The organism is Streptomyces sp. NPDC103540 (genome assembly GCF_055584445.1).
This window is the reverse complement of the sequence record NZ_JBVJMA010000009.1, coordinates 75334-100456: the sequence shown is the minus strand read 5'-3', so window position 1 is coordinate 100456 and position 25123 is coordinate 75334. Positions and strand designations below refer to the sequence as shown.

General features: G+C 71.0%; 29 protein-coding genes, 1 pseudogene and 1 riboswitch. Of the genes and pseudogenes, 13 read left to right on the top strand and 17 right to left on the bottom strand.

Going from position 1 to position 25123, the window contains the following annotated elements; all coding sequences use genetic code 11:
* Nucleotides 1-72: 72 nt before the first annotated feature.
* Complete coding sequence (locus ACZ6ZI_RS22495) at nucleotides 73-1494, top strand: prenyltransferase/squalene oxidase repeat-containing protein (protein WP_469523605.1); 1422 nt, start codon at nucleotides 73-75, stop codon at nucleotides 1492-1494.
* 117 nt (nucleotides 1495-1611) lie between these two features.
* Here the strand turns inward: ACZ6ZI_RS22495 and ACZ6ZI_RS22490 are convergent, their stop codons facing one another.
* Nucleotides 1612-2100, bottom strand: coding sequence for a DUF4430 domain-containing protein (locus tag ACZ6ZI_RS22490; protein ID WP_469523603.1), 489 nt, complete (start codon nucleotides 2098-2100; stop codon nucleotides 1612-1614).
* A 167-nt stretch (nucleotides 2101-2267) separates the two neighbouring features.
* Nucleotides 2268-2341, bottom strand: a riboswitch (cobalamin riboswitch).
* 374 nt (nucleotides 2342-2715) lie between these two features.
* Here ACZ6ZI_RS22490 and ACZ6ZI_RS22485 point away from each other — a divergent pair.
* A pseudogene (locus ACZ6ZI_RS22485) lies at nucleotides 2716-2856 on the top strand (NADPH-dependent oxidoreductase); the annotation flags it as partial.
* Nucleotides 2857-3098: 242 nt separating this feature from the next.
* Here ACZ6ZI_RS22485 and ACZ6ZI_RS22480 read toward each other — a convergent pair.
* Nucleotides 3099-3575 (bottom strand): hemerythrin domain-containing protein, encoded by a 477-nt coding sequence (locus ACZ6ZI_RS22480; RefSeq protein ID WP_469523601.1) that lies wholly within the window; start codon nucleotides 3573-3575, stop codon nucleotides 3099-3101.
* A gap of 553 nt (nucleotides 3576-4128) precedes the next feature.
* Between ACZ6ZI_RS22480 and ACZ6ZI_RS22475 the strand changes: the two genes are divergently transcribed.
* From ACZ6ZI_RS22475 to ACZ6ZI_RS22450, 6 genes are all read left to right on the top strand, one after another.
* Nucleotides 4129-4491 (top strand): STAS domain-containing protein, encoded by a 363-nt coding sequence (locus ACZ6ZI_RS22475; RefSeq protein ID WP_469523600.1) that lies wholly within the window; start codon nucleotides 4129-4131, stop codon nucleotides 4489-4491.
* A gap of 222 nt (nucleotides 4492-4713) precedes the next feature.
* Entirely contained in the window at nucleotides 4714-6078 is a 1365-nt protein-coding gene (locus tag ACZ6ZI_RS22470) for an NAD(P)/FAD-dependent oxidoreductase (RefSeq protein WP_469523599.1), read from the top strand.
* Between the two features lie 271 nt (nucleotides 6079-6349).
* Nucleotides 6350-6763, top strand: coding sequence for a phage holin family protein (locus ACZ6ZI_RS22465; RefSeq protein ID WP_469523597.1), 414 nt, complete (start codon nucleotides 6350-6352; stop codon nucleotides 6761-6763).
* Nucleotides 6760-7236 carry a DUF3618 domain-containing protein gene (locus ACZ6ZI_RS22460; RefSeq protein WP_469523596.1) on the top strand — a complete coding sequence of 159 codons (477 nt, stop codon included), beginning with the start codon at nucleotides 6760-6762 and terminating at the stop codon, nucleotides 7234-7236. The genes ACZ6ZI_RS22465 and ACZ6ZI_RS22460 overlap by 4 nt, the downstream gene beginning before the upstream one ends.
* Nucleotides 7233-7499, top strand: coding sequence for a DUF4235 domain-containing protein (locus ACZ6ZI_RS22455; RefSeq protein ID WP_469523595.1), 267 nt, complete (start codon nucleotides 7233-7235; stop codon nucleotides 7497-7499). Before ACZ6ZI_RS22460 ends, ACZ6ZI_RS22455 begins: the two co-directional genes overlap by 4 nt.
* Before the next feature lie 406 nt (nucleotides 7500-7905).
* Entirely contained in the window at nucleotides 7906-8571 is a 666-nt protein-coding gene (locus tag ACZ6ZI_RS22450; protein ID WP_469524006.1) for an alpha/beta fold hydrolase, read from the top strand.
* Nucleotides 8572-8638: 67 nt separating this feature from the next.
* On the opposite strand, the gene ACZ6ZI_RS22445 is transcribed toward ACZ6ZI_RS22450, so the two are convergent.
* Nucleotides 8639-9514, bottom strand: a complete 876-nt coding sequence (locus ACZ6ZI_RS22445) for an NAD(P)-dependent oxidoreductase (RefSeq protein ID WP_469523594.1) — start codon at nucleotides 9512-9514, stop codon at nucleotides 8639-8641.
* Between the two features lie 118 nt (nucleotides 9515-9632).
* On the opposite strand from ACZ6ZI_RS22445, the gene ACZ6ZI_RS22440 reads away from it, so the two are divergent.
* Entirely contained in the window at nucleotides 9633-10007 is a 375-nt protein-coding gene (locus ACZ6ZI_RS22440; RefSeq protein WP_469523593.1) for a winged helix-turn-helix transcriptional regulator, read from the top strand.
* Nucleotides 10008-10184: 177 nt separating this feature from the next.
* Nucleotides 10185-10625, top strand: coding sequence for a hypothetical protein (locus ACZ6ZI_RS22435; protein ID WP_469523591.1), 441 nt, complete (start codon nucleotides 10185-10187; stop codon nucleotides 10623-10625).
* Nucleotides 10626-10788: 163 nt separating this feature from the next.
* Here ACZ6ZI_RS22435 and ACZ6ZI_RS22430 read toward each other — a convergent pair whose 3' ends face one another.
* The 4 genes from ACZ6ZI_RS22430 to ACZ6ZI_RS22415 all read right to left on the bottom strand — a co-directional run bounded on the left by ACZ6ZI_RS22430 (nucleotide 10789) and on the right by ACZ6ZI_RS22415 (nucleotide 14598).
* Nucleotides 10789-12045 carry a cytochrome P450 gene (locus tag ACZ6ZI_RS22430; RefSeq protein WP_469523590.1) on the bottom strand — a complete coding sequence of 419 codons (1257 nt, stop codon included), beginning with the start codon at nucleotides 12043-12045 and terminating at the stop codon, nucleotides 10789-10791.
* An 85-nt stretch (nucleotides 12046-12130) separates the two neighbouring features.
* Nucleotides 12131-13720: a phytoene desaturase family protein gene (locus ACZ6ZI_RS22425; RefSeq protein WP_469523589.1), complete on the bottom strand. Its 1590-nt coding sequence runs from the start codon at nucleotides 13718-13720 to the stop codon at nucleotides 12131-12133.
* Nucleotides 13713-14165 (bottom strand): SRPBCC family protein, encoded by a 453-nt coding sequence (locus ACZ6ZI_RS22420; protein ID WP_469523588.1) that lies wholly within the window; start codon nucleotides 14163-14165, stop codon nucleotides 13713-13715. Before ACZ6ZI_RS22420 ends, ACZ6ZI_RS22425 begins: the two co-directional genes overlap by 8 nt.
* Nucleotides 14166-14271: 106 nt before the next feature.
* Complete coding sequence (locus tag ACZ6ZI_RS22415; RefSeq protein WP_469523586.1) at nucleotides 14272-14598, bottom strand: plasmid stabilization protein; 327 nt, start codon at nucleotides 14596-14598, stop codon at nucleotides 14272-14274.
* Between the two features lie 242 nt (nucleotides 14599-14840).
* On the opposite strand from ACZ6ZI_RS22415, the gene ACZ6ZI_RS22410 reads away from it, so the two are divergent.
* Complete coding sequence (locus ACZ6ZI_RS22410; RefSeq protein WP_469523585.1) at nucleotides 14841-15320, top strand: MSMEG_6728 family protein; 480 nt, start codon at nucleotides 14841-14843, stop codon at nucleotides 15318-15320.
* A gap of 98 nt (nucleotides 15321-15418) precedes the next feature.
* Here ACZ6ZI_RS22410 and ACZ6ZI_RS22405 read toward each other — a convergent pair whose 3' ends face one another.
* Both ACZ6ZI_RS22405 and ACZ6ZI_RS22400 read right to left on the bottom strand, forming a co-directional pair.
* On the bottom strand, nucleotides 15419-15841 hold the full coding sequence (locus ACZ6ZI_RS22405) for an ATP-binding protein (RefSeq protein WP_469523584.1): 423 nt from the start codon (nucleotides 15839-15841) through the stop codon (nucleotides 15419-15421).
* An 83-nt stretch (nucleotides 15842-15924) separates the two neighbouring features.
* Nucleotides 15925-16305, bottom strand: coding sequence for an STAS domain-containing protein (locus tag ACZ6ZI_RS22400; RefSeq protein WP_469523582.1), 381 nt, complete (start codon nucleotides 16303-16305; stop codon nucleotides 15925-15927).
* Between the two features lie 402 nt (nucleotides 16306-16707).
* On the opposite strand from ACZ6ZI_RS22400, the gene ACZ6ZI_RS22395 reads away from it, so the two are divergent.
* Complete coding sequence (locus ACZ6ZI_RS22395; RefSeq protein WP_469523580.1) at nucleotides 16708-17703, top strand: glycosyltransferase; 996 nt, start codon at nucleotides 16708-16710, stop codon at nucleotides 17701-17703.
* A gap of 558 nt (nucleotides 17704-18261) precedes the next feature.
* Here the strand turns inward: ACZ6ZI_RS22395 and ACZ6ZI_RS22390 are convergent.
* The 6 genes from ACZ6ZI_RS22390 to ligD all read right to left on the bottom strand — a co-directional run bounded on the left by ACZ6ZI_RS22390 (nucleotide 18262) and on the right by ligD (nucleotide 22162).
* On the bottom strand, nucleotides 18262-18960 hold the full coding sequence (locus ACZ6ZI_RS22390) for a DUF6766 family protein (protein ID WP_469523579.1): 699 nt from the start codon (nucleotides 18958-18960) through the stop codon (nucleotides 18262-18264).
* Between the two features lie 85 nt (nucleotides 18961-19045).
* The gene (locus ACZ6ZI_RS22385; RefSeq protein ID WP_469523578.1) at nucleotides 19046-19426 is read right to left on the bottom strand and encodes a hypothetical protein; all 381 of its coding nucleotides are present in this window, start codon (nucleotides 19424-19426) and stop codon (nucleotides 19046-19048) included.
* Between the two features lie 47 nt (nucleotides 19427-19473).
* Nucleotides 19474-19758: a hemerythrin domain-containing protein gene (locus ACZ6ZI_RS22380; RefSeq protein ID WP_469523576.1), complete on the bottom strand. Its 285-nt coding sequence runs from the start codon at nucleotides 19756-19758 to the stop codon at nucleotides 19474-19476.
* Nucleotides 19759-19979: 221 nt separating this feature from the next.
* The gene (locus ACZ6ZI_RS22375) at nucleotides 19980-20387 is read right to left on the bottom strand and encodes an STAS domain-containing protein (protein WP_469523575.1); all 408 of its coding nucleotides are present in this window, start codon (nucleotides 20385-20387) and stop codon (nucleotides 19980-19982) included.
* Between the two features lie 221 nt (nucleotides 20388-20608).
* The gene (locus ACZ6ZI_RS22370) at nucleotides 20609-21025 is read right to left on the bottom strand and encodes a hypothetical protein (protein ID WP_469523574.1); all 417 of its coding nucleotides are present in this window, start codon (nucleotides 21023-21025) and stop codon (nucleotides 20609-20611) included.
* Between the two features lie 180 nt (nucleotides 21026-21205).
* The gene (gene ligD, locus ACZ6ZI_RS22365) at nucleotides 21206-22162 is read right to left on the bottom strand and encodes a non-homologous end-joining DNA ligase (RefSeq protein ID WP_469523573.1); all 957 of its coding nucleotides are present in this window, start codon (nucleotides 22160-22162) and stop codon (nucleotides 21206-21208) included.
* Between the two features lie 300 nt (nucleotides 22163-22462).
* Here ligD and ACZ6ZI_RS22360 point away from each other — a divergent pair, with 300 nt between their 5' ends.
* Nucleotides 22463-22876, top strand: a complete 414-nt coding sequence (locus tag ACZ6ZI_RS22360; protein WP_469523572.1) for a CBS domain-containing protein — start codon at nucleotides 22463-22465, stop codon at nucleotides 22874-22876.
* Nucleotides 22877-23196: 320 nt separating this feature from the next.
* Here ACZ6ZI_RS22360 and ACZ6ZI_RS22355 read toward each other — a convergent pair whose 3' ends face one another.
* Both ACZ6ZI_RS22355 and ACZ6ZI_RS22350 read right to left on the bottom strand, forming a co-directional pair.
* Nucleotides 23197-24198 carry a PHP domain-containing protein gene (locus ACZ6ZI_RS22355; protein ID WP_469523570.1) on the bottom strand — a complete coding sequence of 334 codons (1002 nt, stop codon included), beginning with the start codon at nucleotides 24196-24198 and terminating at the stop codon, nucleotides 23197-23199.
* Nucleotides 24195-25088 (bottom strand): SDR family oxidoreductase, encoded by an 894-nt coding sequence (locus ACZ6ZI_RS22350; protein WP_469523569.1) that lies wholly within the window; start codon nucleotides 25086-25088, stop codon nucleotides 24195-24197. The genes ACZ6ZI_RS22355 and ACZ6ZI_RS22350 overlap by 4 nt, the downstream gene beginning before the upstream one ends.
* Nucleotides 25089-25123: the final 35 nt, after the last annotated feature.

Sequence of the window (25123 nt, the reverse complement as noted above, 5' to 3'; positions counted from 1 at the left end):
GCCGCCGAGCTCCGGGCCGCCCGCCCGCCCGAGCCACGGCCTGGTCGGCGTCCCCCATTCCAGGAGCAGGCCATGTCCCGTACCCGTACCCGCACCTCCTCCCGCCGTCTCACCCTGGCGGTGCCCGCCGCGCTGGGCGCGCTCGTCCTCACCGCGCTGCCCGCCTTCGCCACCTCCTCGCCCGCCCAGATCGCCACGTCCAAGACGAACGGTGTGGCATACCTCAAGTCCCTCCAGGCCGCCGACGGTTCGTACGCGGGCGCGGGACTGTCCAACGAGTGGGCGTTCACGGCCTTCGCGGCCACCGGCACGGCCGTCGCCGACGTCTACCCGGGCGGCGACACCACCAAGAACGCCCGCACCGTCTACCGCAACCTGCTGTCGACGGCGGGCTGGCCGCAGGCCTCCCCGGTGGTCACCGACTACGAGCGCGGCGCCCTCAACGCGTACGCTGCCGGCATCGATCCGGCCCGCGTCTCGGCCTCCCGCAACCTGATAGCCAACATCTACTCCTACTGGCAGACCGCCGAGGCCGGTTACTTCGGCCCGTCCGGGAACTTCAACGGCACGGTCTTCGCCGCCCTCGCGCTGGGTGGCGCCAAGACCCAGGGCGGCGCGAAGCGGGTGCCGCAGGCGCTGACGGACTCCATGGTCACCCGCATCCGGGCCAACCAGCACGTGGACGGCGGGTGGACCTTCAACAAGGCCGAGGGCAATCCCACCGTCCTGAACTCGGCGAGCGACGTCGACATGACCGGCGCCGCCATGGCCGCCCTGTGCGCCTCCGGCGTCCCCAACACCGACACCGACGTCGTCCAGGCGAAGAACTTCCTCAAGAGCACCCTCGTCTCCGGCAGCGGCGCCTTCAACTCCCTCTACGGGGTCAACACCAGCTCCAACGGCTGGGGCGTGGCCGGGTTGAACGCCTGCGGCTTCAACCCGCAGACCGGCGACTTCCTCACCGGCAGCGGCAAGACCCCGATCGACTTCCTCATCGCCAACCAGTACAACCCCGCCGGCGGCTTCAAGTACAAGCCGTCCGACACCACCCCGACCGCGTACGCCTCCATCGACGCGCTGCGCGCGGTCGCGGGCGGCGGCTTCACCACCGCCCCGCCCGTCCCGGTCACCCCCGGAGCCCCGCAGTGGGTCGCCCAATCCACCTTCACCGCGGGGACGGCGACGAAGCTGGCGGTGACGATCGACGACGGCGCGGGCGGCCTCAAGGTCTGCTCGGTGTCCTTCACCCCGACCGCTGCGACCACCACCCTCGGTGACGTCCTCAACGCGGCGGTCACCTCCGCCGCTCCGTCCGGTTGCGTCACCGGCGTCACGCCGTCGTCCGGCACCGGGGCCGTCACGGCGATCAACGGCAAGACCAACAGCGGCTCCAACACGTGGAAGGTGAGCGTGGACGGCTCCTCCTTCGCCGGCGCCGCCCGCGACAAGGTCATCAACGTGGGCGACACCATCGCCCTGCGGTGGGGCGCCTGACCGCTCGCCGGCAGTCGACGAAGGGCCTGCTCGGCGCGCTGGAACCAGCGCGCCGAGCAGGCCCGACGGGCGATCGGAAGGCAGTCGGACACGTCGTGCGTGTCCGAGGGGCGAGGACTAGAAGGACGTCCAGGTGAAGGCGACCTCGTCACCCGCGTTGATCTTGAACTGGCAGCCGCCGACCGGGGTGGGGGCGCCGTTGACGGAGATGCTCCAGTAGGCGGATCCGCCACCGCTGACGTTCTTTATCGTGTCGACGGAGAAGTCGTCGAAGGATGCGTACCAGGTGCCGTCCCAGGCGAAGTGGTTGAGGCGGGCCGCGTCGTCGAGGGCCGCCGTCGGGGTGGGGACCTTGGAGGGGTTGGCCCCGCCGTTGGTCCCGTCGCACTTGTGGGTGCCGCCGGTGGCGGTCGTGACGTCGTGCCCCTTGGTCTTGATCTTGCCCTTGAACAGGAGCCCGTTCGGGCCCTGGACGGTGAGTTTGACCTTGACGGCCGCGTTCGTGTTCGGCTTGGGGGCGGCCTCGGCCACGGCCGGAGCGGTGGCGAGGGCGAGACCGAGAGCGACCGTGGTGATCACGGAGCGGCGGGCGAGGAGGCGGCGCATGGTGCCTTCTTCCTGAGAGGGACGAGGGGTCTGACCCGGCGGTCCCTCCGACACACGTGCCCGTCCTCCCGTCCGTCTCCGTGAGGAAACGGGCAGGGGACACCGACCCGGCGTGGGGGCTTCGCGCTGCAGACCATGACAGTGGGAAGCGGTACGCATCGCACCCCGGGTACTCCGACTCACGGTGCCTTCGACCCCGTTCACGGTTGCAGGTCAGCGCCGGATTCCCACCGGCTTCCCCCAGTCGTGCGCGCATTCGGTTGTGAGCTCCCGCCACGTGGGCCGGAGCAGAACGCATCGTACGGCCTGACGGGCATGCCGTGGAAGCGATTCGCGAGAGGGGGCCTCGGGTGGCTCCGCCGGCGTGGTTCGTCGAAGTGGTGAAACACCACGGGGGAAGCTGATCTGATGGTTCGTCGGGCCGTGCTGATATCGGGCAGCTCGCAGGTCGCACACGCGTGGACGGCGAGCAGGCCCGGACGTCGGCGAAGTCGAGCGGACGGGCTTCCGCCTGGCGGAGCGCTTCGGTCTGGGCAGGGCGACGTGGAGCGAGTACCGCTTCGGCGCGAAGATCATTCCGTTACCGCGCCTGACCTACCCGCCCGTCAGACCGAGATCCGCGCCACGATCCTGGGTTGCGACATCCTGATCCTTTCCACCCCGATCTGGCTCGGCCACCCCTCCAGCGTCGCCCAGCGCGTGCTGGAGCGTCTGAACGCGGAACAGGGCGAGAGCGACGACGCGGGGCGCGTGCTCGCGGGGGTGAGTGAGGTCCACACCGGGCCCGGAGACGATCGCCCTCAACCGGATGCCCTGCGCGGCGAGCATCTGGGCCGGGCCCCGCGCGCTTTCGCGCGGAGGACGGTTTCGAAGGCGTTTGCCGTCGAGGTCGCGGCGTCCTGTCGTGCCGCGGGCGATCCCCACGAGGGCCGGGCCCGGCGCCGAGGCCAGGCTCAGCCCACGGTGGTGCCGTGCGGTGGCCCGAGGACGAGGACGCCTCACTCGGAGTCGGCGCTGGGGACGGCCAGGGGTTCGCGTGGGGCCTTGGGCTTCTCCGCTTCGAGTCGTTCGCCGAGTTCGGTGAGCCGGTTGCGGCCCATGGCCTTGCGGACGTCCGGGAACCAGTCCTGTTCCTCTTCCTCCACGTGGTGGCGGACCTGTTCCATCAGGACGCTCATCTTGGCCTTGAACCGTTCGTCGGAGGCATCCATGGCCTTGAGCTCCGACAGCATCCACACCACCGCGTGGTGCTCCTCGACGCTCTCCAGGATGTGGTCGGTGGTGTCCGGTGCGGCCTCGCGGGCGGCCGGGTAGAAGACCTGCTCCTCGATCCAGGCGTGGACGGTGAGTTCCTCGATCACCTCGTCCACGATCCGGCGCCGTTCCCCGGTGTCCTCGTCCCCCGTCTTCTCGAAGCGCTTGAACAGCTTCTCGACCGTCTTGTGGTCGTCACGCAGAAGCACGATGCCGTCCATGGAATTCCTCCCGGCTGATGGTCGTGAGCGGGGTCTCGCCTCGTCGCGCCGCCCTAGGCAGGTCAGGGGGATGTCCTCGCGATTCGCTCGCGTGCAGGGTGCTCGCGGCGGTCGAGGTGTCGGGGACGGCCCCGGTGCGGCCCCGGCCGGGGAGGCCGGGGCCGCGTGGGATGGGGTCGTCGGCCGCACGGCGGTCCCATCTGGTCGTGCCGACCGCCGTGACCGGGGAGAGGAGGGGGCTGGTCGGCGCGACCGTTCGGGATGGTCCGTGACCCGGCGTGTGCCCCCTTTCGGGCGGGGTACACACACCGTCGTCGCCGGCCTGAAGCTCGCTTTCCGCTTCCGTTCGGTGGGTGGGGGTATAAGGGAGGTAACCAGCCTGGTCTGGTGGGAGACCCCGCGCCGCTGAACGGTCACCGTATGTGGCCGACGTAGGGTGCGGGTGGTCTCGCTCGGCTATCACGGCCTCGATTACCGTGTGCTTGACGGCCTTCTCCGCCCCGTCGATGGGGAGCCGACCGTTTAGGGCTCCGATCCGATGGGCGGATCCGAGATGTGTGACAGCGGCTTCGACGTCGACGTGCGCGTGCACGCCGACCGTGTGGTGATGAAGGTCGAGGGCGAACTCGACATGGACACCTGCCCGTGTGTCGCGGCCGCGGTGGCCGCCCTCGGCCTCCAGGGCCGCGTGTTGATCGTGGACCTCTCGGCGGTGTCCTTCATGGACTCCATGGGCGTCAACACCCTGCTGCGGATTCGTGAGCAGGCCCGGAGAGAAGGCTGGTCCCTGGAGCTGTGCGGAGTCCCCGACCAGGCGTCGCGCGTGTTCGAGCTGACCGGCACCCGGCGCCTGTTCCGCTTCCTCCCCGACTCCGACGTCGAGGCTGTCCGCGTGGACGGCGAATCAGGCAACTGAGCCGGGCTCCTCGCGGCCACGACACCGCGCCGAAGTGCGATGGCGGACCCGGTAGGCCCCTGTGGGAGGCGGACCCGGTAGGCACCCTGTGGGAAGGGTGGGCGGCCACCCATTTGTGGCGGTGTAGGCCCCCCTCCCAGGCTGTCCGCCGCTTTCCGCGTGCAAGGACGGCCGATGGGGGAAGGCGTACGGGACCCGCACACCCGAGAAGGGACGGACATCATGGTGCGACCGAGGATCGTGGTCGTCGGCGCGGGCTTCGCCGGCGTCTCCTGCGTACGCCGCCTGGAGCGGACGCTGTCACCCGAAGAGGCGGAGATCCTGCTGGTGACCCCGTTCTCCTACCAGCTCTACCTGCCCCTGCTGCCGCAGGTGGCCTCCGGGGTGCTCACTCCCCAGTCGGTGGCGGTGTCGCTGCGCCGCAGCCGCCGTCACCGGACCCGCATCGTGCCGGGCGGAGCCGTGGGCGTGGACACGCGGGCCAAGGTCTGCGTCATCCGGAAGATCACCGGGGAGCTGGTGGACCAACCGTACGACCACCTCGTGCTCGCGCCGGGGAGCGTGACCCGTACCTTCGACATTCCCGGTCTGACGGAGCACGGCCGCGGCATGAAGACGTTGGCCGAGGCGGCCCACCTGCGCGACCACGTCATCGCCCAGCTCGACCTGGCCGACGCCGCCGCACCGGGATCGCCGGAACGGGCCTCACGACTCGGCTTCGTCGTCGTCGGCGGCGGCTACGCCGGCACCGAGACGGCCGCCTCCCTGGAACGACTCACCGCCAACGCCGTCGCACGCTACCCCCGGCTGGACCGGAGCGAGATCAGCTGGCACCTCGTCGACGTGGCCCCGAAGCTGATGCCCGAGCTCGGGGACCGGCTGGGCCGGGCGGCACTCGACGTCCTGCGGCGGCGCGGCATCGAGGTCTCCCTCGGCGTCTCCGTCGCCAAGGCGGACGCCGAGGAGGTGACCCTGACGGACGGAAGGGTGCTGCCCTGCCGCACCCTCATCTGGACGGCCGGCGTCGCCGCGAGCCCGCTCGTCGCCACGCTCGGCGCCGAGACGGCGAAGAGCGGACGGCTCGTCGTCACTCCCGACCTACGGGTCCCGGGGGCGGACGGCGTGGTCGCACTCGGCGACGCGGCCGCCGTGCCCGACCTCGCCGGCGGCGCGGAGGGCGCGGTGTGCCCGCCGACCGCGCAGCACGCGGAACGCCAGGGCAAGGTCGCCGCCGACAACGTCGTCGCCACGCTGCGCGGTACACCGCTGCACCGGTACGCCCACAAGGACCTCGGTTTGGTCGTGGACCTCGGGGGCCGCGACGGCGTCTCCCGACCACTCGGCATCGACCTGCGCGGCATGCCCGCCCAGGCCGTGGCCCGCGGCTACCACTGGGCGGCCCTGCGCACCGGCGCCGCGAAGACCCGCGTCATGACGAACTGGCTCCTCAACGCCGTGGCCGGCGACGACTTCGTCCGTACAGGCTTCCAGACGTACAAGCCGGGGACCCTGCGCGACTTCGAGTACACGGATCGGTACCTCACCCCGGAACAGGTTCGGGCTCGCACGGCGGCCGAAGGAGACTGACCGTCCGGCAGGTCGCGCCGGACATCGCCGGGAGGTAGAGCGGCGTCGGGCGCCCTCCGCCGTGCCCCACACCGCGACGGCCGGCTGTAGAAGCCCGTACGAGAAGCCGCCCTGGGCACAACATCGGCTGCCACACGGCTGACGGCGCGGTCGCGGGGTAGGCGCGCCGTCACGACGACATGACCACCTTCGAACACCGCCGGCGCCGCGCTGAGCACGACGGACGTGTCGCCCGTTCCGGCGAAGAGACGAAAGGCAAGGTGTCCACGGCATGAGCACGGTGGAGCGGCATCACCAGGCTGCCGACGACTCGGTGGGCGTCCTGGTGTCACGCGCCTCGCAGCAGCTGTCCGAGCTGGTTCGCGAGGAGATGCGATTGGCACGGGCGGAGATGGCCCAGAAGGGCAAGCGCTACGGCAGGGGCGGCGGTCTCTTCGGCACGACGGCGATCATCGGCCTCCTGGCACTCCAGGCTCTGACGGCGACCTGCATCGCCGCTCTCGCGCTGGTTCTGCCGGTGTGGGCCGCGGCCCTCGTCGTCACCGCGGCCCTGGGGGTCGTGGCGGCCGTGACCGCCCTGGCAGGAAGGAAACAGATCGCCCGGGCCGGCACCCCGGCTCCCGAGCAGACCATCGACAGCGTCAAGGCCGACCTGGCCGAGATCAAGGAGAAGGCACACCGATGAACGACGACGCCCGCACCCACACAGGCACCCCCACCCCCACACCCGCATCCGACAGCCAGGACCCCGACGACCTGCGCGACCGGGTCGAGCGCACCCGAGACGAGCTCGGCAAGACCGTCGAGGCCCTCGCCGCGAAGGCCGACATCAAGGACCGGGCCAAGAAGAAGACGGTCGCCGTCAAGGACCAGACCGCCGAGAAGGCGGCGCTGGTCTCCGAGCAGGTCGGCGACACGGCGCAGCACGCCGCCGAACGGGTGAAGGACATGACCGCCCAGGCGGCGGTGCAGGCGCGTGAGAGCGCCGCCACATACGGCCGCTACGCCACGGAAACGACACCCGACCCGCTTCTGGAAGCGGCAGGCCGGGCCGCGACGGTCGCACGGTCCCGTCGGACTCCCCTTCTGGCGGCTGCGGCCGGGGCCGTCGCCGTCTTCCTGTTGGTCCGCCGCAGCCGGAGTCGGGGGCGTCGATGAAGGCATCCAAGATCGCCTACAAGCCCGTCGGGTTGGCTCTGGGCGTGCTCGGCGGCGCGATCGCGGGCGCCGCCTTCAAGCAGACGTGGAAGATCGTCGAAGGGGAGGGTGACGCCCCTGACGCCACCGACGAAGACCGGACCTGGCGGCAGATCCTGCTCGCCGCAGCCTTGCAAGGGGCGATTTTCGCCCTGGTCAAGGCCTCCGTCGACCGGTCGGGAGCCGTAGCGGTACGGCGCCTGACCGGCACCTGGCCGGGCTGACAGCCGCGGTGCCGGCCCCCCAGGGACCAGGCCGGCACCGCCTGCCCGACGCACCTCCGGTGGCGACGGCCCGAGCACCGAGGCCCGGCAGCCGGTTCGGTGTGAAGGAGCGGGCCCGCTTTCGAGCCCGTGGCGACCACCGACTGGCACACTTCATAAGGAGGGTTCGGCCAACCAAACCACCCCTCATACTCCGAAGACAGCCTCGATGGGCGGAGGGAGCGGGGGAGCGCATGACCAGCAGGCCCGGCTACGTCGAACAGGCCGTACGCCACGGTGGCTTTCCGCCGGCGCGTTTCCGAGGCACCGTGCCGTGCGGAACGGGCGGTACGAGGTGAGCGGGCACGGCTTCAACAGCGACCGGGAGCATCGTGCGCTGGAGCTGCCGAAGCCGCTGCTCCTTCCCATGGCAGGGGCTGTCCTGGTCTTGCACGGTGGTCGCGCCGACTCCCTTGAGCCCCCGCCCTTCCTCAACCTGCCGGGCCTGCGCATGCGACCGTTCGTCCGCGCCCTGAACCGATCCCCTCTCCTCACGAACGTTCTGGTCGCCTCCGTCCGATACCGGCTGCGAGGCTGGAACGGGCATCGAGCCGACCCCGTCCAGGACGCCGAAGACGCCCTCGAAGAACTACGGGATGTCGCAGGGGCGCTTCCGGTGGTGCTGGTCGGGCATTCCATGGGTGCCAGAGCGGCACTGCGGGCAGCGGACGATCCGCAGGTGCGCGGCGTCGTGGCCCTGGCCCCCTGGTGCCCGCCCGGCGAGCCGGTGTCTCACCTTGCGGGCCGCACGATCATCGCCCTTCACGACGAGGCCGATCGGATCACATCCGCGCGCGACACCTGGAACCACCTACGCCGCGCTCACACGGCCGGAGCCCGTACCCGGGCCATCCGCATGCCGCGTGGTCGCCACACGATGATCCGCGATGTGCGGCTTTGGCACCGCCTCACCACAGCTTGCTCGGCGGCGGTTCTCGGTCTGCCCGAGGGCTTCGGGCCCGGGCGCCCGGACGAGCAGGTCTGGGGACCACAGCCGGTCGATGCGGCCGACATCATCCGGCCCGGCATGTGATCGTTGGCCTCGCTCCTGGAGACCCACGTATCGGCCGATCGAACAGGCTCCGGGCATTGCCGAGTTCTCATCCCGGTTGCCTGATGCTCTCGATGATGCGGGCGAAGGCCTCCTCTCCGTGGCCCGCATCGATCTGGCGCTGGATGAGCCGTTGGACCATGGTGACCACCTCCGTGCTGATGCCCTGGTCGGAGCTGGCGGCGAGGAGGTCGGCGAGGTCGGAGAAGCGGAGGCTCTGTTGTCCCTCGACGGTGTAGTCCCCGCCGTCGATGACGGCGGCGAACCCTTGGAACGCGCCGGTCATGGAGGTCAGCCAAGGTGTTGCCCTGGCCGCGAACTCTGCGGCCGTGACACCGGCCGGCGCGACCATGGCGGCGCCGTGCATGAATCCGGCGAACATGACGTACATGCCCGCCAGCAGGGCGAGGTCGTACAGGGAGGCCAACCCGGCATCCTCGCCGAAGTAGGTGCTGGTGCCCCACAGGTCGAGCAGCGCCTTGTACCGGTGGAAGGCAGCGGCCGATCCGCTGTAGAGGAGCGATGAACCGGGTCGGCCGATCATGTGAGGAACGGCCATGATGCCGCCGTCCAGATAGGTGACCCCTGCCCGGGCGGCCCAATCGGCCAACTCCCGTGACTGATCCGGCGACGTCGTCGTCACGTTGAGCAGGGTTCGTCCGGCCAGCTCGGCGGAGAGCGGATCGAGCACCTCGTGGACCGACGCGTGGTCCAGCAGGCATGCGATCACCAGTCGGCCGGCCCGCACCGCATCGCGGGCCGTCTCGGCGGTCATGGCACCCTGAGCAACGAGTTCGTCCGCCTTCCCCGGTGAGCGGTTCCAACAAGTGGTGGGGTAACCGGCGTTCACCAGCGCTCCCGCGAGAGCGCTGCCCATGGCCCCCAGCCCCAGAACACTCACCCGCACCGTGCTGTCAGTCGTCATTTCCGGCTGCTCCCATCGTGTTCGCGTTCGATTGGATCCTCTCCCCAGCCGGTAGGGTTGACCAGTACGGACTAATTGGTCAGGTACTCACCTCCGAGTAAGTACCCCTGGAGGGCTGATGGCAACGGCAGCGCGACGCGGTCCCTATTTCTGCGGAATCGACGCGGCGATGGACGTGGTGTCCGGAAAGTGGAAGTCGCTCATCCTCTGGGAGCTGCACCATCACGGGACCCGGCGGTTCGCCGAACTCCGCCGCGGCTTGCCCGGAGTGAGCGAGAAGATGCTGACCCAACATCTGCGGGAGATGGAAGCGGACGGGCTGGTGCATCGCGAGGTGTACCGCGAGGTGCCGCCGAAGGTCGAGTACTCCTTGACGGAACAAGGCATGTCGCTCAACGTGGCTCTGAGCTCCTTGGGCGAATGGGGTACCGAACGCATTCGGCGGATCGGAGCACAGAAGGTCTTCGGTGACGTGGACTCAACAAAGCGCTAACGGAAGAGAATTGTCGGGACCGTGGAGGTGGGTACCTCGTTTGTCGCAGGGCGAGCGGGCACGGAGCCACGTACAGGGGCGCTCTAACGGCGAGCGGAGTCGCTGGAGTGCCGTCCCTTCGAGTGAACGCGAGACCTCTGGGCGTACGGCCCTGCGGGCCAGGGGCATGTGCGGAGCGTGAAGCATGCTGAAGAGGGTCCCGATCCGGCACATGTACGTCCCCGGGGTGTCGACGATCTGACAGTGGAGGCCTTGGGCTCCTTGTCGAAGGCGCTGGAGACGGTCGAGCGAGCACGTGGGCACCTGTACGGATTCCACCAACTGACCGGCACGGCCGACCTCGAGTTGGATCGTGCCGTGAGATTGCTGAGGGAAGCAGGGCACGACGGGTGGGCCCAGCGCGTCCACGAGGAGACACTCGGCCGGAACGTCATCCCCGGGCACTGGACCTTTCAGATCGTGGAGGCGTACAACCGCACCTACTACGAGCCGTTCCGGGAACTGGAGCGGCAGGCCCTGCAAGCTCTGGTCGAAGGGCGCGACCACCTCTACGAAGCGGAGATGAAGGAAAAGCGCCGAACCAAGGGGCATCCCGATCACACCGCGCGCCCCACGTGATCCGTACGTGGAGCAAGCGGGCTTCGAGTCGGCTCACCTCGAAGGGCGCTGCTTCGAGGCGCCTCCCCACGCGCTGGGTGGGAAGGCGCGGGCTGCCTTCCTGTCGCGCGCCATGACCGTGCCGCACCACGTCCAGACCGCTGATCGACGCAAGCCCTGTCGATCACTTCGGGCGGAGTACGAAGCCACTGCGGGGAAGCGTGGGCATACGGGACAGGGGAATCCGGAGGTCCTGGTCGGGGACTTCGTAGTCGAGCCGAGCCAGTTCCGTCGCGAAGGCCGCGAGGACGGAGACGGTGATGTCCTCTCCGGGGCAGCGATGGCCGTGGGCCGGGTCCCCACCCCCTTGGGGGACGAGAAGGGTCAGCGGGTCCTGCGCCCCCTCGGGGGAGGAGAAGCGGCGCGGGTCGAACCGGTACGGATCCTCCCACAGGGCCGGATCGTGGTTCTGGCCGTAGAGGTCGAGCAGGACCAGGGCGTCCTTCGGGATGGGTTCACCGTGCCAGGTCAGGTCCCGTGCCGCGAGGCCCGCCACGAAGGGGGCGAAGGGGTAGAAGCGCCGTACGTCGTGGGCGAACGCCTCGGCGTAGGTGCCGGCGACGTCCGCGCGCAGCAGGTCGCGGTGCTGGGGCCACCGGTGCAGCGCGTGGGCGGCGAAGGTGGCGTACCAGGCGATGGCGACCGTGGGGCGGATGATGTTCAGCAGTTCGACCGCGGCGGTACGCGGGTCCAGGAGCGCCCCGTTCAGGTCGCGGTGCCATGCCACGGCCTCCAGGGCCGAACCCGTGGAGTTCGCCTCCGGGGTGGTGCGCACATCGGTGATCAGGTCGGCGAGAGACTGCTCCTGATGGCGCCGTGCCCGGCGGGCGCGCAGGTGGCGGGGGCCGGGGGTGGCGAACCCGTCGACCATGGACGTGCAGTCGCGGGCGAGGTCGGAGGCCGCCGCGTCGGAGAGGGGGGTGCCCGTCCAGTCGCGGACGGCGAGGGCGAGGACCTTGGCGGTCTCGTCGAAGAGCACCACGTGGTCGTGCCGGCGATCGGCCATGGCTTCACGCCAGCGTCGCGTGAACTGCTCGCCCAGCCTGGCGACCCCTGAGCCGTCCTTGAGGAGCGAGACGAACATGGCTTTGCGCGCCCGGTGGACATCGCCGTCCAGGGTGTGGACGGCGCCCTGACCGAACAGGGTGTCCAGGACGGGGTCGGGCAGGGCCGCGGTGCGTACGACGTGCTTCTCGTCGTAGAAGAAGGCAACCGCTTCAGGGCCGCGCAGGGCGATCGCGGGCCGCCCCATCAGGCGGGTGCGGACCGTGCCGTCGGGGCTGCGGCGCATCCGATCGGGCAGCCACGCGTAGCCGTGCACCAGGACTGCGAGCGTGCTGTCGTTCCACGGGGCGGCCTTGGCATTGTGGGATGAGGACATGGACCGCGCCTACCCGGCGCGGCGTGGGGCACGCGTGCGACGGCCCGGTGTCACTCGCGCGCGCGGCCGGATGCGGCCGGAGGCGTCACACGCGTTGGGCGTGGTGGAGAAGGGTGCGCAGGCCGTGGGCGCGCAGGGCGGACCGTGCGGCGTTCGCGCCGGGTGCTCCGTGGACGCCGCCGCCGGGATGGGCGGCCGCGGAGGCCAGGTAGAGGCCCTTGACCGGGGTTTCGGGGCGGCCGGTCCCGGGCGTGGGGCGGAAGACGGCCTGTTGGTGGAGGGCGGTGGTGCCGTTGTTGACGGCTCCGTTGTGGAGGTTTTCGTCCATGGCCTGCAACGTGGTGGGGGCCAGGATCCGTCGGGCGCCGACGAGCCCGCGGAAGCCGGGTGCGAAGCGTTCCACCTGTGCTTCGACGCGGTCGGCCATGGCTTCCTGTTCGCGGGCGTCCCAGCGGCCGGTGATGCGGTCGAGGCCGGCGTCGGAGGTGATGTGCTGCGGGAGATGGGTGTAGGCCCACGCCGATTCCGTGCCGGCCGGCGAACGGGTGGGGTCCGCAGTGGTCATCTGGCCGAACAGGACGAACGGCTCGTCCGGGACCTGCCCCATGGCGACCTGGGCGGCGAAGCGGGTCAGGCCGTCTACGCCGTCCGCCACGTGGATCGTCCCCGCATCGCCGGCCTGCGGCGCCGTCCACGGCACCCGGCCGGTCAGCGCCCAGTCGACCTTGAACGTCGCGAAGTCCCACTGGAAGCGCTCCAGGTCCCGCAGCAGTCGGTAGGGAAGGTGCTCCTCGCCCACGAGGTGCCGGTACAGGGAGAGCGCCGACGTGTCCGCCAGGACCGCCCGCCGCGCACTGACGCTTTCCCCGGCTGCCGTTCGGACCCCGACCGCGGTGCCCGCGCGCACGACGACGGACACGACCCGTTCCCCGCAGCGCAGGACGCCGCCCTTGCGCCGCAGGCGGCTCACCAGCGCCGCGGTCAGGGCGCCGGCGCCGCCGACGGGTACGGGAAAGCCGTGGCTCTGGCCGAGCATGGACATCAGCCAGCCGAAACCGCCGCTGCCCGCCGCCTCCGGGGCCAGGTCGGCGTGTAGGGCGTTGCCGGCCAGCAGGAGCCGACCCCCGGCCCCGGCGAACTCCTCCTCGCCCAGACGGCGCACCGGCAGGGCCAGCTTCCGGGCCAGCCGCAGCCCCCCGGAGGTGCGGAGCTTCGCGGCCAGCCGGAGTCCGGAGCGGATCGGGGGGAAGGGCGTGAACAGGGCCTGGACGAGATCCGGCCCCACCCGTGCCCACGTCCGGTAGAGGTTCTCCCAGGCGTCGGCGTCGGCAGGGGCGAAGCCGGCCAGACCGGCGCAGGTGTCCCGCACCCGGCGCTCCAGCACCGCGCACCGTCCGTCCGGCAGCGGATGGGCCAGTACGGAGGGGGCACGGCTCCACCGCAGGCCTTCCGCGGCCAGGTCGAGACCCGCGAGGACGGGAGATGCGGCGGCAAGCGGATAGAAGGCGCTGAAGACGTCCGAGACGTAGTCCGGATGCACGCCGCGGTCACTGCGTACGGCTCCTCCGGGTTCCTCCTGCGCCTCCAGGACCTCCACGCTCCACCCGGCATCGACGAGCAGGTTGGCGGCCACCAATCCGTTGGGGCCGGCGCCGATCACCACCGCGTCAGGCACGGAGCACCTCGTCGGGCTGTTGCTCCACGACCCTGGCCAGGCGGGCCAGCATGCCCCGGTGGCGCAGCTGCAGGGCGGCCTCGACGACAGGATTGTGCAGGGAACCGCCGAGGCCGCGCAGGGGGTGCTCGTCGCAGACGACGAGGGTCTCTTCGCCCCAAGGCCGGAGCTGGAGGAAGATCCTCGCGGTGCCGAGCGCATTGAACGACGCCTCCAGCTCCAGCTCCTTGCCGCCTTCCCGGTGGCGTACCGTCGTCACCCCTTCGGTCGACCAAGGGCCCAACCGCACGGTGTAGCGCAACCGCGAGCCGACCTGCGGCCACAGCCGATCGAGGGGTGTGGATTCGGACGGTCCCACCACCCACTCCCCGTACAGGGTCGGGTCGGCGAGAACGGCCCATACGCTGCGAGGGGGACGCCGGATGAGCTGATGACGGACTGCCACGGGAACTCCTCCTGCTACCGGAACGGGAACTGTTGGTCGGGGCGGCTCACGCGCGGCCCGAGCCGGGGGAGGCGGGGCCGCCCGGCCCCGGCGGCGCGTCACGCGGTCAGCGACCGAGGGCGTTCTTGAGCTGCTGCTTCGTCATCGTGGAGCGGCCGTCGATGCCGCGCCTCTGTGCCTCCTTGTAGAGGTCGTCCTTGGTGCGCTCGGAGGAACCGCCGCCGCGGGACTTCTCGCCGCCGCGCTGCGAGGCGGACTTGCCCTGCGTGGAGCTGCGGCTCGCGGTGCTGCTCTCTCCTGAGCGGGCGCGTTCCTTGTTCACGGTGCGGGAGGCCATCTCCTTCGCGCGGCCTTCCGACATGCCGCGCTTCTCGCCCGACTCCTTGATGTGCTCGTACTGACGCTCGCGCTTGGGGCTGGAACCTCGGGGCATGACGGACACCCTTCGTCGACGGTGTGATGCCACGGTCATGGTGCGCGTACCCGGATCACGCCGCATTGCACGCATTTCGGACCGGTATCTCGAGCCGCGAGGCCAAGCCCCGCAGTTCGTCACGGCCATGGGCGCGTGGGGCGCGTGACGGCGGGACCTCTGACAGGCTCACCCTGTGCCCGCTCGGCGGCGGGTCGCCGCCCACGGGTTCCGTTCGTGTCGCCGACCGTCAAGGAGAGCTCGTGCAGACGTTCCTGCCGTTCCCGTCGTTCGAGGCGTCCGCGGCCGTGCTGGACGTACGAAGGCTGGGAAAGCAGAGGGTCGAGGCCGTGCAGGTCCTGCGGGGCCTGATCGTGCCGGGTTACGGCTGGCGCAGACACCCGGCGGTGCGCATGTGGGCGGGGTACGAGGAGGCACTCGTCCGGTACGGACTGGAGATCTGCGGGGCGTGGACTGCCGAAGGGCGCGCCGACAGCTGCGCCGTCACCCTGATCGACGACTTCGGGTCGTGGCAACCGGGAGGCGCCCCACGCACCCAGGAGCGGCTCGCCGCCGCCGGAGACCTGCCACCGTGGCTGGGCGCGCCGGATTTCCATCGAAGCCACCGGTCCGCGCTGGTGCGCAAGGATCCGGCCTTCTACCGTGACCGCTTTCCGGGGGTACCGGACGACCTGCCCTACGTATGGCCCCGATCCGACCGAGAGGCGGACGGGCCTCCATGAGCCGGGCACTGCGACGAGGGGATCCGGGCACCGTGCCACGCGGGGGACGGGCGGCTGCGGGGAAGTCCAGGAGTTCCGCTGCGCCGGCGCGGCGACCGTCACCCGTTCGGGGCAGGAGGGGTGGGCGGGAGGGGCAGAGTGGCCCAGACGGTCTTGCCCCGGCTGTCGGGCAGGATGCCCCAGTGCCGGGCGAGGCGGTCCACGAGGAAGACACCGTGGCCGCCGATGGAGTCCGGCCGGTGTGCGTGCAGCCGAAAGAGGTCAGGGTTGGGGTCGGTGACGGCGATGTTCAACACGCCGCTTTGGTGGGTCAGGCTCAGGCTCCGGATGCCGCCGGCGTGCCGGACGGCGTTCGAGAGCAGTTCGGCGGTGATCAGGAGGGCGTCCTGGCCTTGGTCGAGCAGGTTCCAGTCGGTGAACGTCTGGCGGGTCCAGGTGATCGCCTGATCGTAGGCTTCCGGCCCCTGGGACTCGTCCAGAACCAGTTCGCGGTGGTGTATCGCGGAGGGCGGTGGGTCCATTATCGGTCCCGGAGGCTGAAGGCGGGTGGTGCTTCGCGCCTGCCCCGCCGCCGGGCGCGTACTCCGACCGCAGCGCGCCGGTATCACCGTCGGTATCGGGCGGCCGCTTCGGCGATCGTGGCGTGGATGGCGAACGACTCCGTCGCGCCGGTGACGTCGAGGACGCGTCGGACGGCGGCACTGGGCGAGACGAGGACCAGCGGTACGCCGAGGGAGCGCGCTGTTTCCCGTAGGGCGAGGAGGAGGTTGAGGCCGTCGGCGGTGAACAGCTCCACCGCGTCCAGATCGACCGCCAGCAGCGCCGGAACGTACGCCAAGGCGTCATTCAGCGCCTGCTCGCCGATGGCCTGGGTACCGAGGTGGAGGTCACCGGCCAGAACGCACACGACGACGTCATCGACGCGCACGGTGTCGGTCTTCAGCCCCGGGGCGGGCATCGGAAGATCGGCTGCGGTGCTGCTCATGAGCGCCTCCTCGCCTGTCCCTCCCAGGCACTCGCGCGGAGCGCGTGGGTACCGCCCCGTGGCGGTCGCCGCCGGGACCCCTCCACCGTACGCCCCGCACCCCGGGGAGGGGCCGACCCCCTGGGAGCACCCACGTGGCCGGAGTGCCAGTCCCGGTGACGGATCCCGCCCGACGCGTCAGCCGCGCGGAGACCGCTCACGAGAGCCCGACGTCACCCGGTCCAGGACTGACCGCCACCGAGTCCGGGTAGCCGATAACCGCCGCGTCCCGGCGCCGGCCCTGGTGGTCGACGCGTGACGAAGACGCCGAGCCGCAGACCGCTTCCGCGAGCGGGCCTACATCTTTCCGCTCCCTCGACCGTATGTCCGTCAACCACGAAGCCTCCACGAGGAACTGCTTCCATGATCGGCTACTACATCCACCACCACGGCCTCGGCCACCTCCACCGAGCCCAGTGCATCGCCCGCCACGCCCGCACCCCGATCACAGGCCTCTCCAGCCTCGCCCCGCCCCCGGACTGGCCCGGGCCCTGGATCCGCCTCCCGCTCGATACCGGCGGCCACGCCGCCGTCGACACCTGCGCCCAGGGCCGACTGCACTGGGCACCCCTCTTCCACGACGGATACGCGGACCGCATGGCAGCCCTCGCCGGCTGGCTGGGCCGAACCCGGCCGTCCCTCGTCGTCAGCGACGTCTCCGTCGAAGTGACCTGCCTCGCCCGATTGATGGGAATCCCCGTGGTCGTCGCCGCCATGCGCGGGCAGCGCCTCGACCCTGCCCACCGGCTCGGCCACGACATGGCGCTACGCCTCCTCGCGCCCTGGCCCGCCGCCGTCCCCGAACCCGGCTGGCCGTCGCGCTGGTACGACAAGACCGTCTACGCGTCCGCCTTCTCCCGCGACGACGGTCGCACCCCTACCCCTCCACCGCGGGACGGGATCCGCCGCGTGCTGCTGATGCTCGGAGCGGGCGGCAGCGACATCACCTGCGAGCAGGTACGCGCGGCCAGAGCGGCGACGCCGCAGTGGCAATGGGATCTCCTCGGCGGCCCGGGCGGCGCGTGGTCGGGCGACCCCTGGCCGCGGATCTGCGCCGCCGACGTGATCGTCACCCACGCCGGCCAGAACGCCGTCGCCGAATGCGCGGCCGCCCGCCGCCCCGCAGTCATCCTGCCGCAGGACCGGCCCCACGACGAGCAGCACGCCACAGGCCGTGCCCTCCACGGAGCCGGGCTGGCCGTGATCCGCCACCATTGGCCTGAGCCACGGCACTGGCAGGCCGTCCTGGACGAAGCGATGACCCTGGGCGGCGAACGCTGGACCCGCTGGGCACCCGGTGACGGCGCGCAGCGCGCCGCCCGGGCCCTCGACGGCCTGGCCGGGACCCCCTGGCCGTGAAGCGCCCTGGATGAGGGAACGCGCCCACCCAACAGCCCCCCGGGCGTGGCGAGCCGTCCTCGACTTCGGCCTTGCGTAGCCGACGGCCGACGGTTCGTCCGGGGCAGCCGACGTCTGCCGATGCTGCCGTATCCCCGACGGCCGTGCGTAGGCGCCCGGTCCGAAGCGCGAATCCCTTCGAGAGCTGGAGGCGTGATGAAGGCAGTGACGTGACAGGGACGACGTGAGGTGAGGGTGGAGACCGTTCCCGACGGAGGATCATCGACCCATACAGCTTGGTGTAGCCGAAGAGGCCGGCGCCGTTTCCGTGTGCGTGGACCTGACGTCTCGCCCGCGCGGCCGGGCGCGGTGTCCAGGACTACGACCTTTCCCAGTACGGCGACCAACTCGCCGCCGCAGTCCGTGACGCCACCGGCGGCCGCGACCCCGACGCCGTGATCGACGCCGTCGGCATGGAGGCCCAGGCGGCAGCACGGCGAAGACCGCCCGGCCCCTCACCGGATGGCTTCCCGACGCCATGGCCGGGGCCCTCATGAAGAAGGGCGGACCGACGGGTGGTCAGCCCTCGATGCCGGTGGCGGTGTGGGAGGCACCAACCGGTTTGGACTCGGGGGAGCCGCGTTGGCGGAGGTAGATGGACAGGACGACCATGGCGGCTACCGCGAGGAGTTCGGACTGCCAGTTCTGCAGGGTCCGGCTCCAGAAGTCGGGGGTGGCGAGGTAGGACCACCAGCCGATGGGGTCCTCGAGCCGACGCAGCCTCTGGTCGTTGTAGGCCGCCGTGCCGGTGATCGACTGGGCCAGCCAGGACAGGATGAACAGGCTGCCCATCACGATGCCCAGCGATCGGGCGTACAGGGTCTGGCGCCAGTCCTTCGTTCCGGCCCACCGGGGCGAGTCGGGCCGGGCGTGGTCGCCCATGCGTTGGTCGCGCTCGCTCTCCGGGCCCGCTTCGTGGACTTTCTTCGACTCCGGTGACCCGCGCTGGACCAGGTAGACCGTACCGAAGATGTACAGGAAGAACTGGAGGAACTCCGACTGCCAGTTCTCCGTCACGTCGACGGCGAAGTCCGAGGACGTCAGGTACTCGGCGAAGCCGAGCGGTTGCAGCCCCTCCACGGTCATCTGCTCGTTGAACTCGGCCAGGCCGGCGAAGGCCTGACCGCCGAGTACCACCAGAAAGGCGATCCCGAAGGCGAGAGTGAGGCTGTTCTCCCGCCAAAACCCCGCTCGCGCCGAGTGGTTGCTGTCGGTCATCGCTGGAGCACCCCGATGGAGATGAAATAGCCGAGCCCGCCGACGATGATCACGAGGCAGGCGACGAACAGACCGCGCATTCCTTTCACGCCCCCTTGATCAGGCAGTCGTAGGGCCGGTCCGCCTGCGGGGTGCAGCCCGCAGCGACGATCCGCCAGCCGCCGCTGAAGAGGGACAGGAACAGCGTGTCGCCGGCCATCCGCACCTGCGCCTGTCGACCGTAGGTGAGCACCGCTCGGACTCCTGCCGCAGAGGGGAGATCCGCGGCCGCGAGTGCGGCCGGGCAGCCTGCCCGCTCGTCCTGCTCCAACTGCGCGCGGCTCTCGGGAGCGAGCAGTTCACAGGCCTCGACTCGGTTCCCCGTGGCCAGGGCGGTCTCGAAGGCGGTTGCCGTCGAGGCCGCCGCTTCCTGTCGTGCCGAGGGCGCCCCGCAGCCCGTCACGGCGCAGACCAGTGTCAAGGCCACGAGCAGCCCGTGGCGATGACCACCGGCCCGGGGCGGGCGAGGGGGCCTCACTCGGAGTCGGCGCTGGGGACGGCCAGGGGGGCGCGTGGGGCTTTGGGCTTCTCCGCTTCGAGTCGCTCGCCGCGTTCGGTGAGCCGGTTGCGGCCCATGGGCTCGCGGGCGGCCGGGTAGAAGACCTGCTCCTCGATCCAGGCGTGGACGGTGAGTTCCTCGACCACCTCGTCCACGATCCGGCGCCGTTCCCCGGTGTCCTCGTCCCCCGTCTTCTCGAAGCGCTTGAACAGCTTCTCGACCGTCTTGTGGTCGTCACGCAGAAGCACGATGCCGTCCATGGAATCCTTCCCAGCCGGTGTTCTCGAGCGCCGCCCTGCCTCGCTACGCCGCCTGAGGGCAGGTACGAAGCGGTAGACCCATCCATCCTCACCCCGATGCGCCCTACGCGAGCGCAATGGCGCCCGGGGCAGGCCCGAGGTCACCCGGTGGCCCCACCACCGACCGGGAGCGGCTCCGGGGGAGGCATCCCCTGACCTACCGGCAGCCGCGGACGAGCTCGTCAAGCGCGCGGGAGCCAGCCGGCGGCGAAGTCGGCATGGTCGCGTGTGCGCTGGGTCCGGTCCTCGAGGAGCCGGCGGAAGCCCGGCAGGGCGTAGCGTTCCCCCATGTCCGTGCCGGGTCCCGGGATGCCGGCCATCGTGGCCATGAGCTGCCGGGGCTGGGCTTGCCAGCCGGTGACCAAGACCCTCAGGGCCCGGCCTTCCGCACGACGGTGCAGGTCGAGAAGGTGGAAGAGGCCGTCGGCGTCCATGGTCGCGATGCCGCGCAGGTCCACCAGAAGATCTCGCTCGTGTCCGACGTGGTTCTCCAGGGCGCGCGGGAACACCCCTTCCGCTTCCTCGTCGAGTGCTCCGGTGGCGCTGAGGAGGATGGTGCTGCCCGAGTACTGGATTTCCACGCTGATCACTGCATTCGTCCCGTCTCCCGAAGGCGCCGGGGCCCTGGGGATCCCATCCTGGCCCGACGTGGTGCCGGGTGGGCGTGAGGCGCGCCTGGGGCGCCTGTCGCACGGCGTGCGCGCGACTACTCCGTTCGGGTGGATGGCTCCGAAGGCCGGATGCCGATGCGCGAGTGATCCCCGCGGCGTGGTCGCACGCTGCGGGGATCACCGTCACCGGTCGGGGGGCGTCAGGCCGGGCACTGCAGGCCGGTGCGGGCGGACTGCACGGCGCTGTCCAGCGTTTGCGCCTGGGGCTTGAGCTTGGTGGCGGCGTCATTGGCGGTGGCGTCGTCCGGCAAGTCGTCCCAGGTCTTCTTCAGACTGTCCGCCGCGGACTTCACGGCTTCCTTCTGCCCGGCATTCCATGTCGCCGTGGACTCCGAGACGTTCTCCCAGCTGTCCTTGACGCCGTCGTACGCGTCCTCGACCTGGTCCTTCGTCGCGGAGGTCGGGTTGAGCCCGAACAACGCGCTCGCGTCGGAACGGAGTTTGTTCAGGTCGGTGCACAACTGTGCTGCCGCTTCGCTCTGGTTGGGGGTCGGTTCGGCCGCGGATGCGGCTGACGCTCCGCCGAGAGACAGGACCAGCGCTGCGGCTGCGGTCACGGCAGGACTCGGAATGTGCCTCATGGGTTTCCCCTCGTTCGGGATTCCTCGGGTCGTCCCCGCCCCTGACGTCCCCGAGCTTCCGACCATCCACGCTGACACAGCGCACCGGACCCCGCAATCCGCGCTGGTCGGGATGTGCGGCCTTGCCGGTGGGCACCGTCGAGTCTCGTGGCCGCGTCACGGAGTCGGGGGCTTCTCGTCGTGGGTGAGCGCGGTGAGGAGCTCGCGGGCCCTGCGGAGGGAGCGGGGCCTGGGCGGGTCCCGCCAGGGATCGTTGGCCGGCAGGTCGTCTACGGTGGCCAGGGTCCAGCGGCGGGCGGTGAGCTCCGGGTCGTCGAGATCGTCCCAGGCGATCGGGGCCGCGATGGGGGCGCCGGGCAGCGCGCGGACGGCGTACGGGGCGACGGCGGTCTGAGCGTAGCCGTTGCGCCCGACGTCGAGGTAGAGGCGGCCTCGGCGGTCCTTCTTCCTGGGCTCGGTGGTGAACCGGTCGGGGTGGCGGGCGGCCAGGACCTCGGCGACACCGCGAGCGAAGGCCCGTACGTCGTCGCAGGGGGCGCGGCGGTCGAGGGGGACCAGGACGTGCAGTCCGCGGGAGCCCGTCGTCATGGGCAGGGAAGGCAGTTCCAGCTCGTCCAGGAGCCGGTGGAGGCCGATCGCGGCCTCCCGCACCGGTGCGAAGTCCTCACCGGCGGGGTCGAGGTCGAACACCAACCGGTCGGGTTGGTCGGGCCGGTCGGCTTTGGCGAGGAATCGGTGCGGGGTGGTGCACGCCTGGCCGGCGAGGTACAGGAGGGTGGCGGTGTCGTCGCACAGTACGTGGGTGACGGAGCCGTGTTCCTTGGGCAGCTCGGCCCGGTGGACCCATTCAGGGAAGTGGGCGGGGGCGTCCTTCTGCATGAAGGCGGGGCCGTCGATGCCGTCGGGGTGCCGTTCCAGCATGAGGGGACGCCCTCGTAGGTGGGGAAGCATGCGCGGGGCGACCCTACGGTAGTAGTGGGCCACATCGGATTTGGTGATCCCATCGCCGTGGACGCCGTCGGGGAAGAGCACCTTGTGCGGGCGGCCGATCTCGACGGCACGGCGGCCGACTCGGATGCGTTCAGGTGGCTCGGGTCGCTGTCGCGGGGTCATCGGTTCCTCCCGGGTGCCGGGGCCGGCGCGGCGGTTCGCTTCCGCGGCGGTCCGTTCGGTGGGGGAGTTCTGCGTGACCTACCGGGGCGCCCCGGTAGGTCACGCAGAACTCCTCCCTCCCTCGGCTACCCGGCTCCACTACCGTCACCCGCAGCCCACTGTCCGTAGCGCGGGCGCGGGCGGAGGGCGTGGTCGAACGGGGCGGTCGCGCGCCGCGTGGGGCGGCCGGTAGGGGGCAGGTGCGGGATACGGACCGCCGGGACCGGCCCGCGTGGCCGATCGAACCTCGGGAGACGCATCATGACCACCGCACGCGAGATCATGACCCCCGGTGCCACCTGCATCGGGGCGGAGGACAGCATCCTGGACGCCGCGAAGAAGATGACCGACCTCGGAGTGGGTGCGTTGCCGATCTGCGGGAGCGACCAACTCCTGAAGGGCATGCTCACCGACCGCGACATCGTCGTGAAGGTGCTGGGCGTGGGCAAGGACCCCGCCACCTGCAAGGCCGGCGAGTTCGCCCAGGGCGAGGCGGTCACCATCGGCGCGGACGACGACGCCGCGGAGATCATGAGGACGATGGCCGAGCACAAGGTCCGGCGCCTGCCCGTGATCGACGGACACACCCTCGTCGGTGTCGTGGCCCAGGCCGATGTCGCCCGCTCCCTGCCCGACCCCCAGGTCGGCGAGCTCCTCGAAGCCCTTTCCCGCTGACGCGCGGGCACGAGCGACCGGCTGAGGCGTGGCACTGTCCGTGAAGGTCGTCCACGCGTGCCCTGATCGCCGCCCCGATGGGGAAGGCGGCGGTGGAGGGTTCGGGCGACCTGGTGGTGTGCGGCAGGTCCTCACGCTCTGAGGCCCTGTCGGGCACCGCCATCGGGTCTTGCCTCCCCGTACGCGGCATTGGCCGCCGGCGCCGTCCATCGGGTCCATCGGTCGAGCGTGGCAAAGCTCTTGCGCCGACGCGCTGACGTTGCCGCACGGCCCGGTGGCCGGATCGCGCGTATCGGGGGAGTCGTGTCGACTTCAGGGTGTCAGCGACGGGCGCTCTTTCCGGTCAGTAGCCTTTCGAGCGGCCAGGTCGTGATCAGCCGATCCGCGTCGAGGCCGATCCGGGCCGCGCGGGCGTAGCCGGTGCTCTGCCAGTGCAGTTGTTCGGGGGCGTGGGCGTCGGTGTCCACGGCGAAGCGGCATCCCGCCGCGGCAGCCCGCGCGAGGAGGTCGTCCGGGGGGTCGCGTCGTTCCGGTCGGCAGTTGATCTCGACCGCGGTGCCCGCCTCCGCGCACGCGGCGAAGACGGCGTCGGCGTCGAAGCGGGACTGCGGGCGGCCCCGACCGGTGATGATGCGGCCCGTGCAGTGCCCCAGGACATCGACGCGCGGGTCGCGTACGGCGGTCACCATGCGGGCGGTCATCGGTTCGGGTTCGGAGCGGAGCTTGGAGTGCACGGACGCCACGACGACGTCGAGCCGGTCGAGGAGGTCGTCTTCCTGATCGAGCGAGCCGTCGTCGAGGATGTCGCACTCGATGCCGGTGAGCAGCCGGAAGGCCGGGCCGAGTCGGCGGTTCACGGCCGCCACGGCGTCCAGTTGGCTCCTCAGCCGGTCCGGGCTCAGGCCGTGGGCGATCGTCAGCCGCGGCGAGTGGTCGGTCAGAACGGCCCACCGGTGGCCCAGGGCGCGGGCTGCCTCGGCCATGTCCTCGATCGGGCTGCCGCCGTCCGACCAGTCGGAGTGCAGGTGGCAGTCCCCGGTGCTCGCGGCCGCGAGCACCCACGCCGCCTGTGCGTCGGTGCCGGTCTCGGCCTGGAGGCGGGCGAGGTAGCGCGGAACCGCCCCGGTCGACGCTTGGGCGATGACTTCGGCGGTCACCGGGCCCACCCCGCGCAGTCGTCCGACCCGATCGGCGTCCAAAGGGCCCGGCGGCAGGCTGCGGACGGCATCGGCGGCGGTGTGGAAGGCCCGCACTCGGTATGGGGACGATCCGCGCCATTCGAGCAGGAAGGCGATCTTCCGCAGGGCTTCGTCCGGGGTCACGGCAGCGGTTTTCCGCCGGTGGCGTTGACGATCTCGCCGGTGATGTAGGAGGCCTGGCCGGAGGCGAGGAAGACGTACGCGGGCGCCATCTCCGCGGGCTGCGCGGGCCGGCCCAGCGGGGATTGCTCGCCGAACCTGGTCGGGTCGGGCATGGTCGCCGGGATCAGTGGGGTCCAGACCGGCCCCGGCGCCACACCGTTGACCCGGATGCCACGCTCGGCGAGCATCTGCGCCAGGCTCTGGGTGAAGGAGACGATCGCGGATTTGGTCATGGCGTAGTCGAGGAGGTGCGGGCGGGGCTGGTAGCCCTGTACGGAGGCGGTGTTGATCACGGAGCCGCCGCGCGGCATGTGGGCGAGCGCGGCCTTGGTGAGCCAGAACATCCCGTACAGGTTGGTCTTCATGACCCGGTCGAACTGCTCGGTGGTGATCGCCTCGATCCCGTCGGGCTGGGACATCTGGTAGGCGGCGTTGTTCACGAGGAGGTCGACGCCGCCCAGCTCGCCGACAGTCTTGTCCACGAGGGCGGTGCACTCGTCCTCGTGTCGGATGTCGCAGGCGACGGCCACCGCGGTGCGGCCGGCCTCGCGGATCAGGCGGGCGGTCGTCTCCGCCTCCTCGGCCTCTTCGGGCAGGTGGGCGAAAACGACGTCGGCGCCTTCCCGTGCGAAGGCCAGGCACACGGCCCGGCCGATTCCGGAGTCGCCTCCGGTGACCAGCGCCTTGCGGTCGCTCAGCAGTCCGTGGCCGCGGTAGGTGTCCTCCCCGTGGTCCGGGCGGGGATCCATCGCCTCGGTCGAACCGGGGTGGTCCTGGTCCTGCTGCGGGAACGGGGGCCGGGGATGCAGCGTCACCGGATCGGTGAGGCGGGGCCGGTCGTGGGAGGCCATCGTGGTTCCTTCCGTCAGGTGCGCGGTCGTGTGGA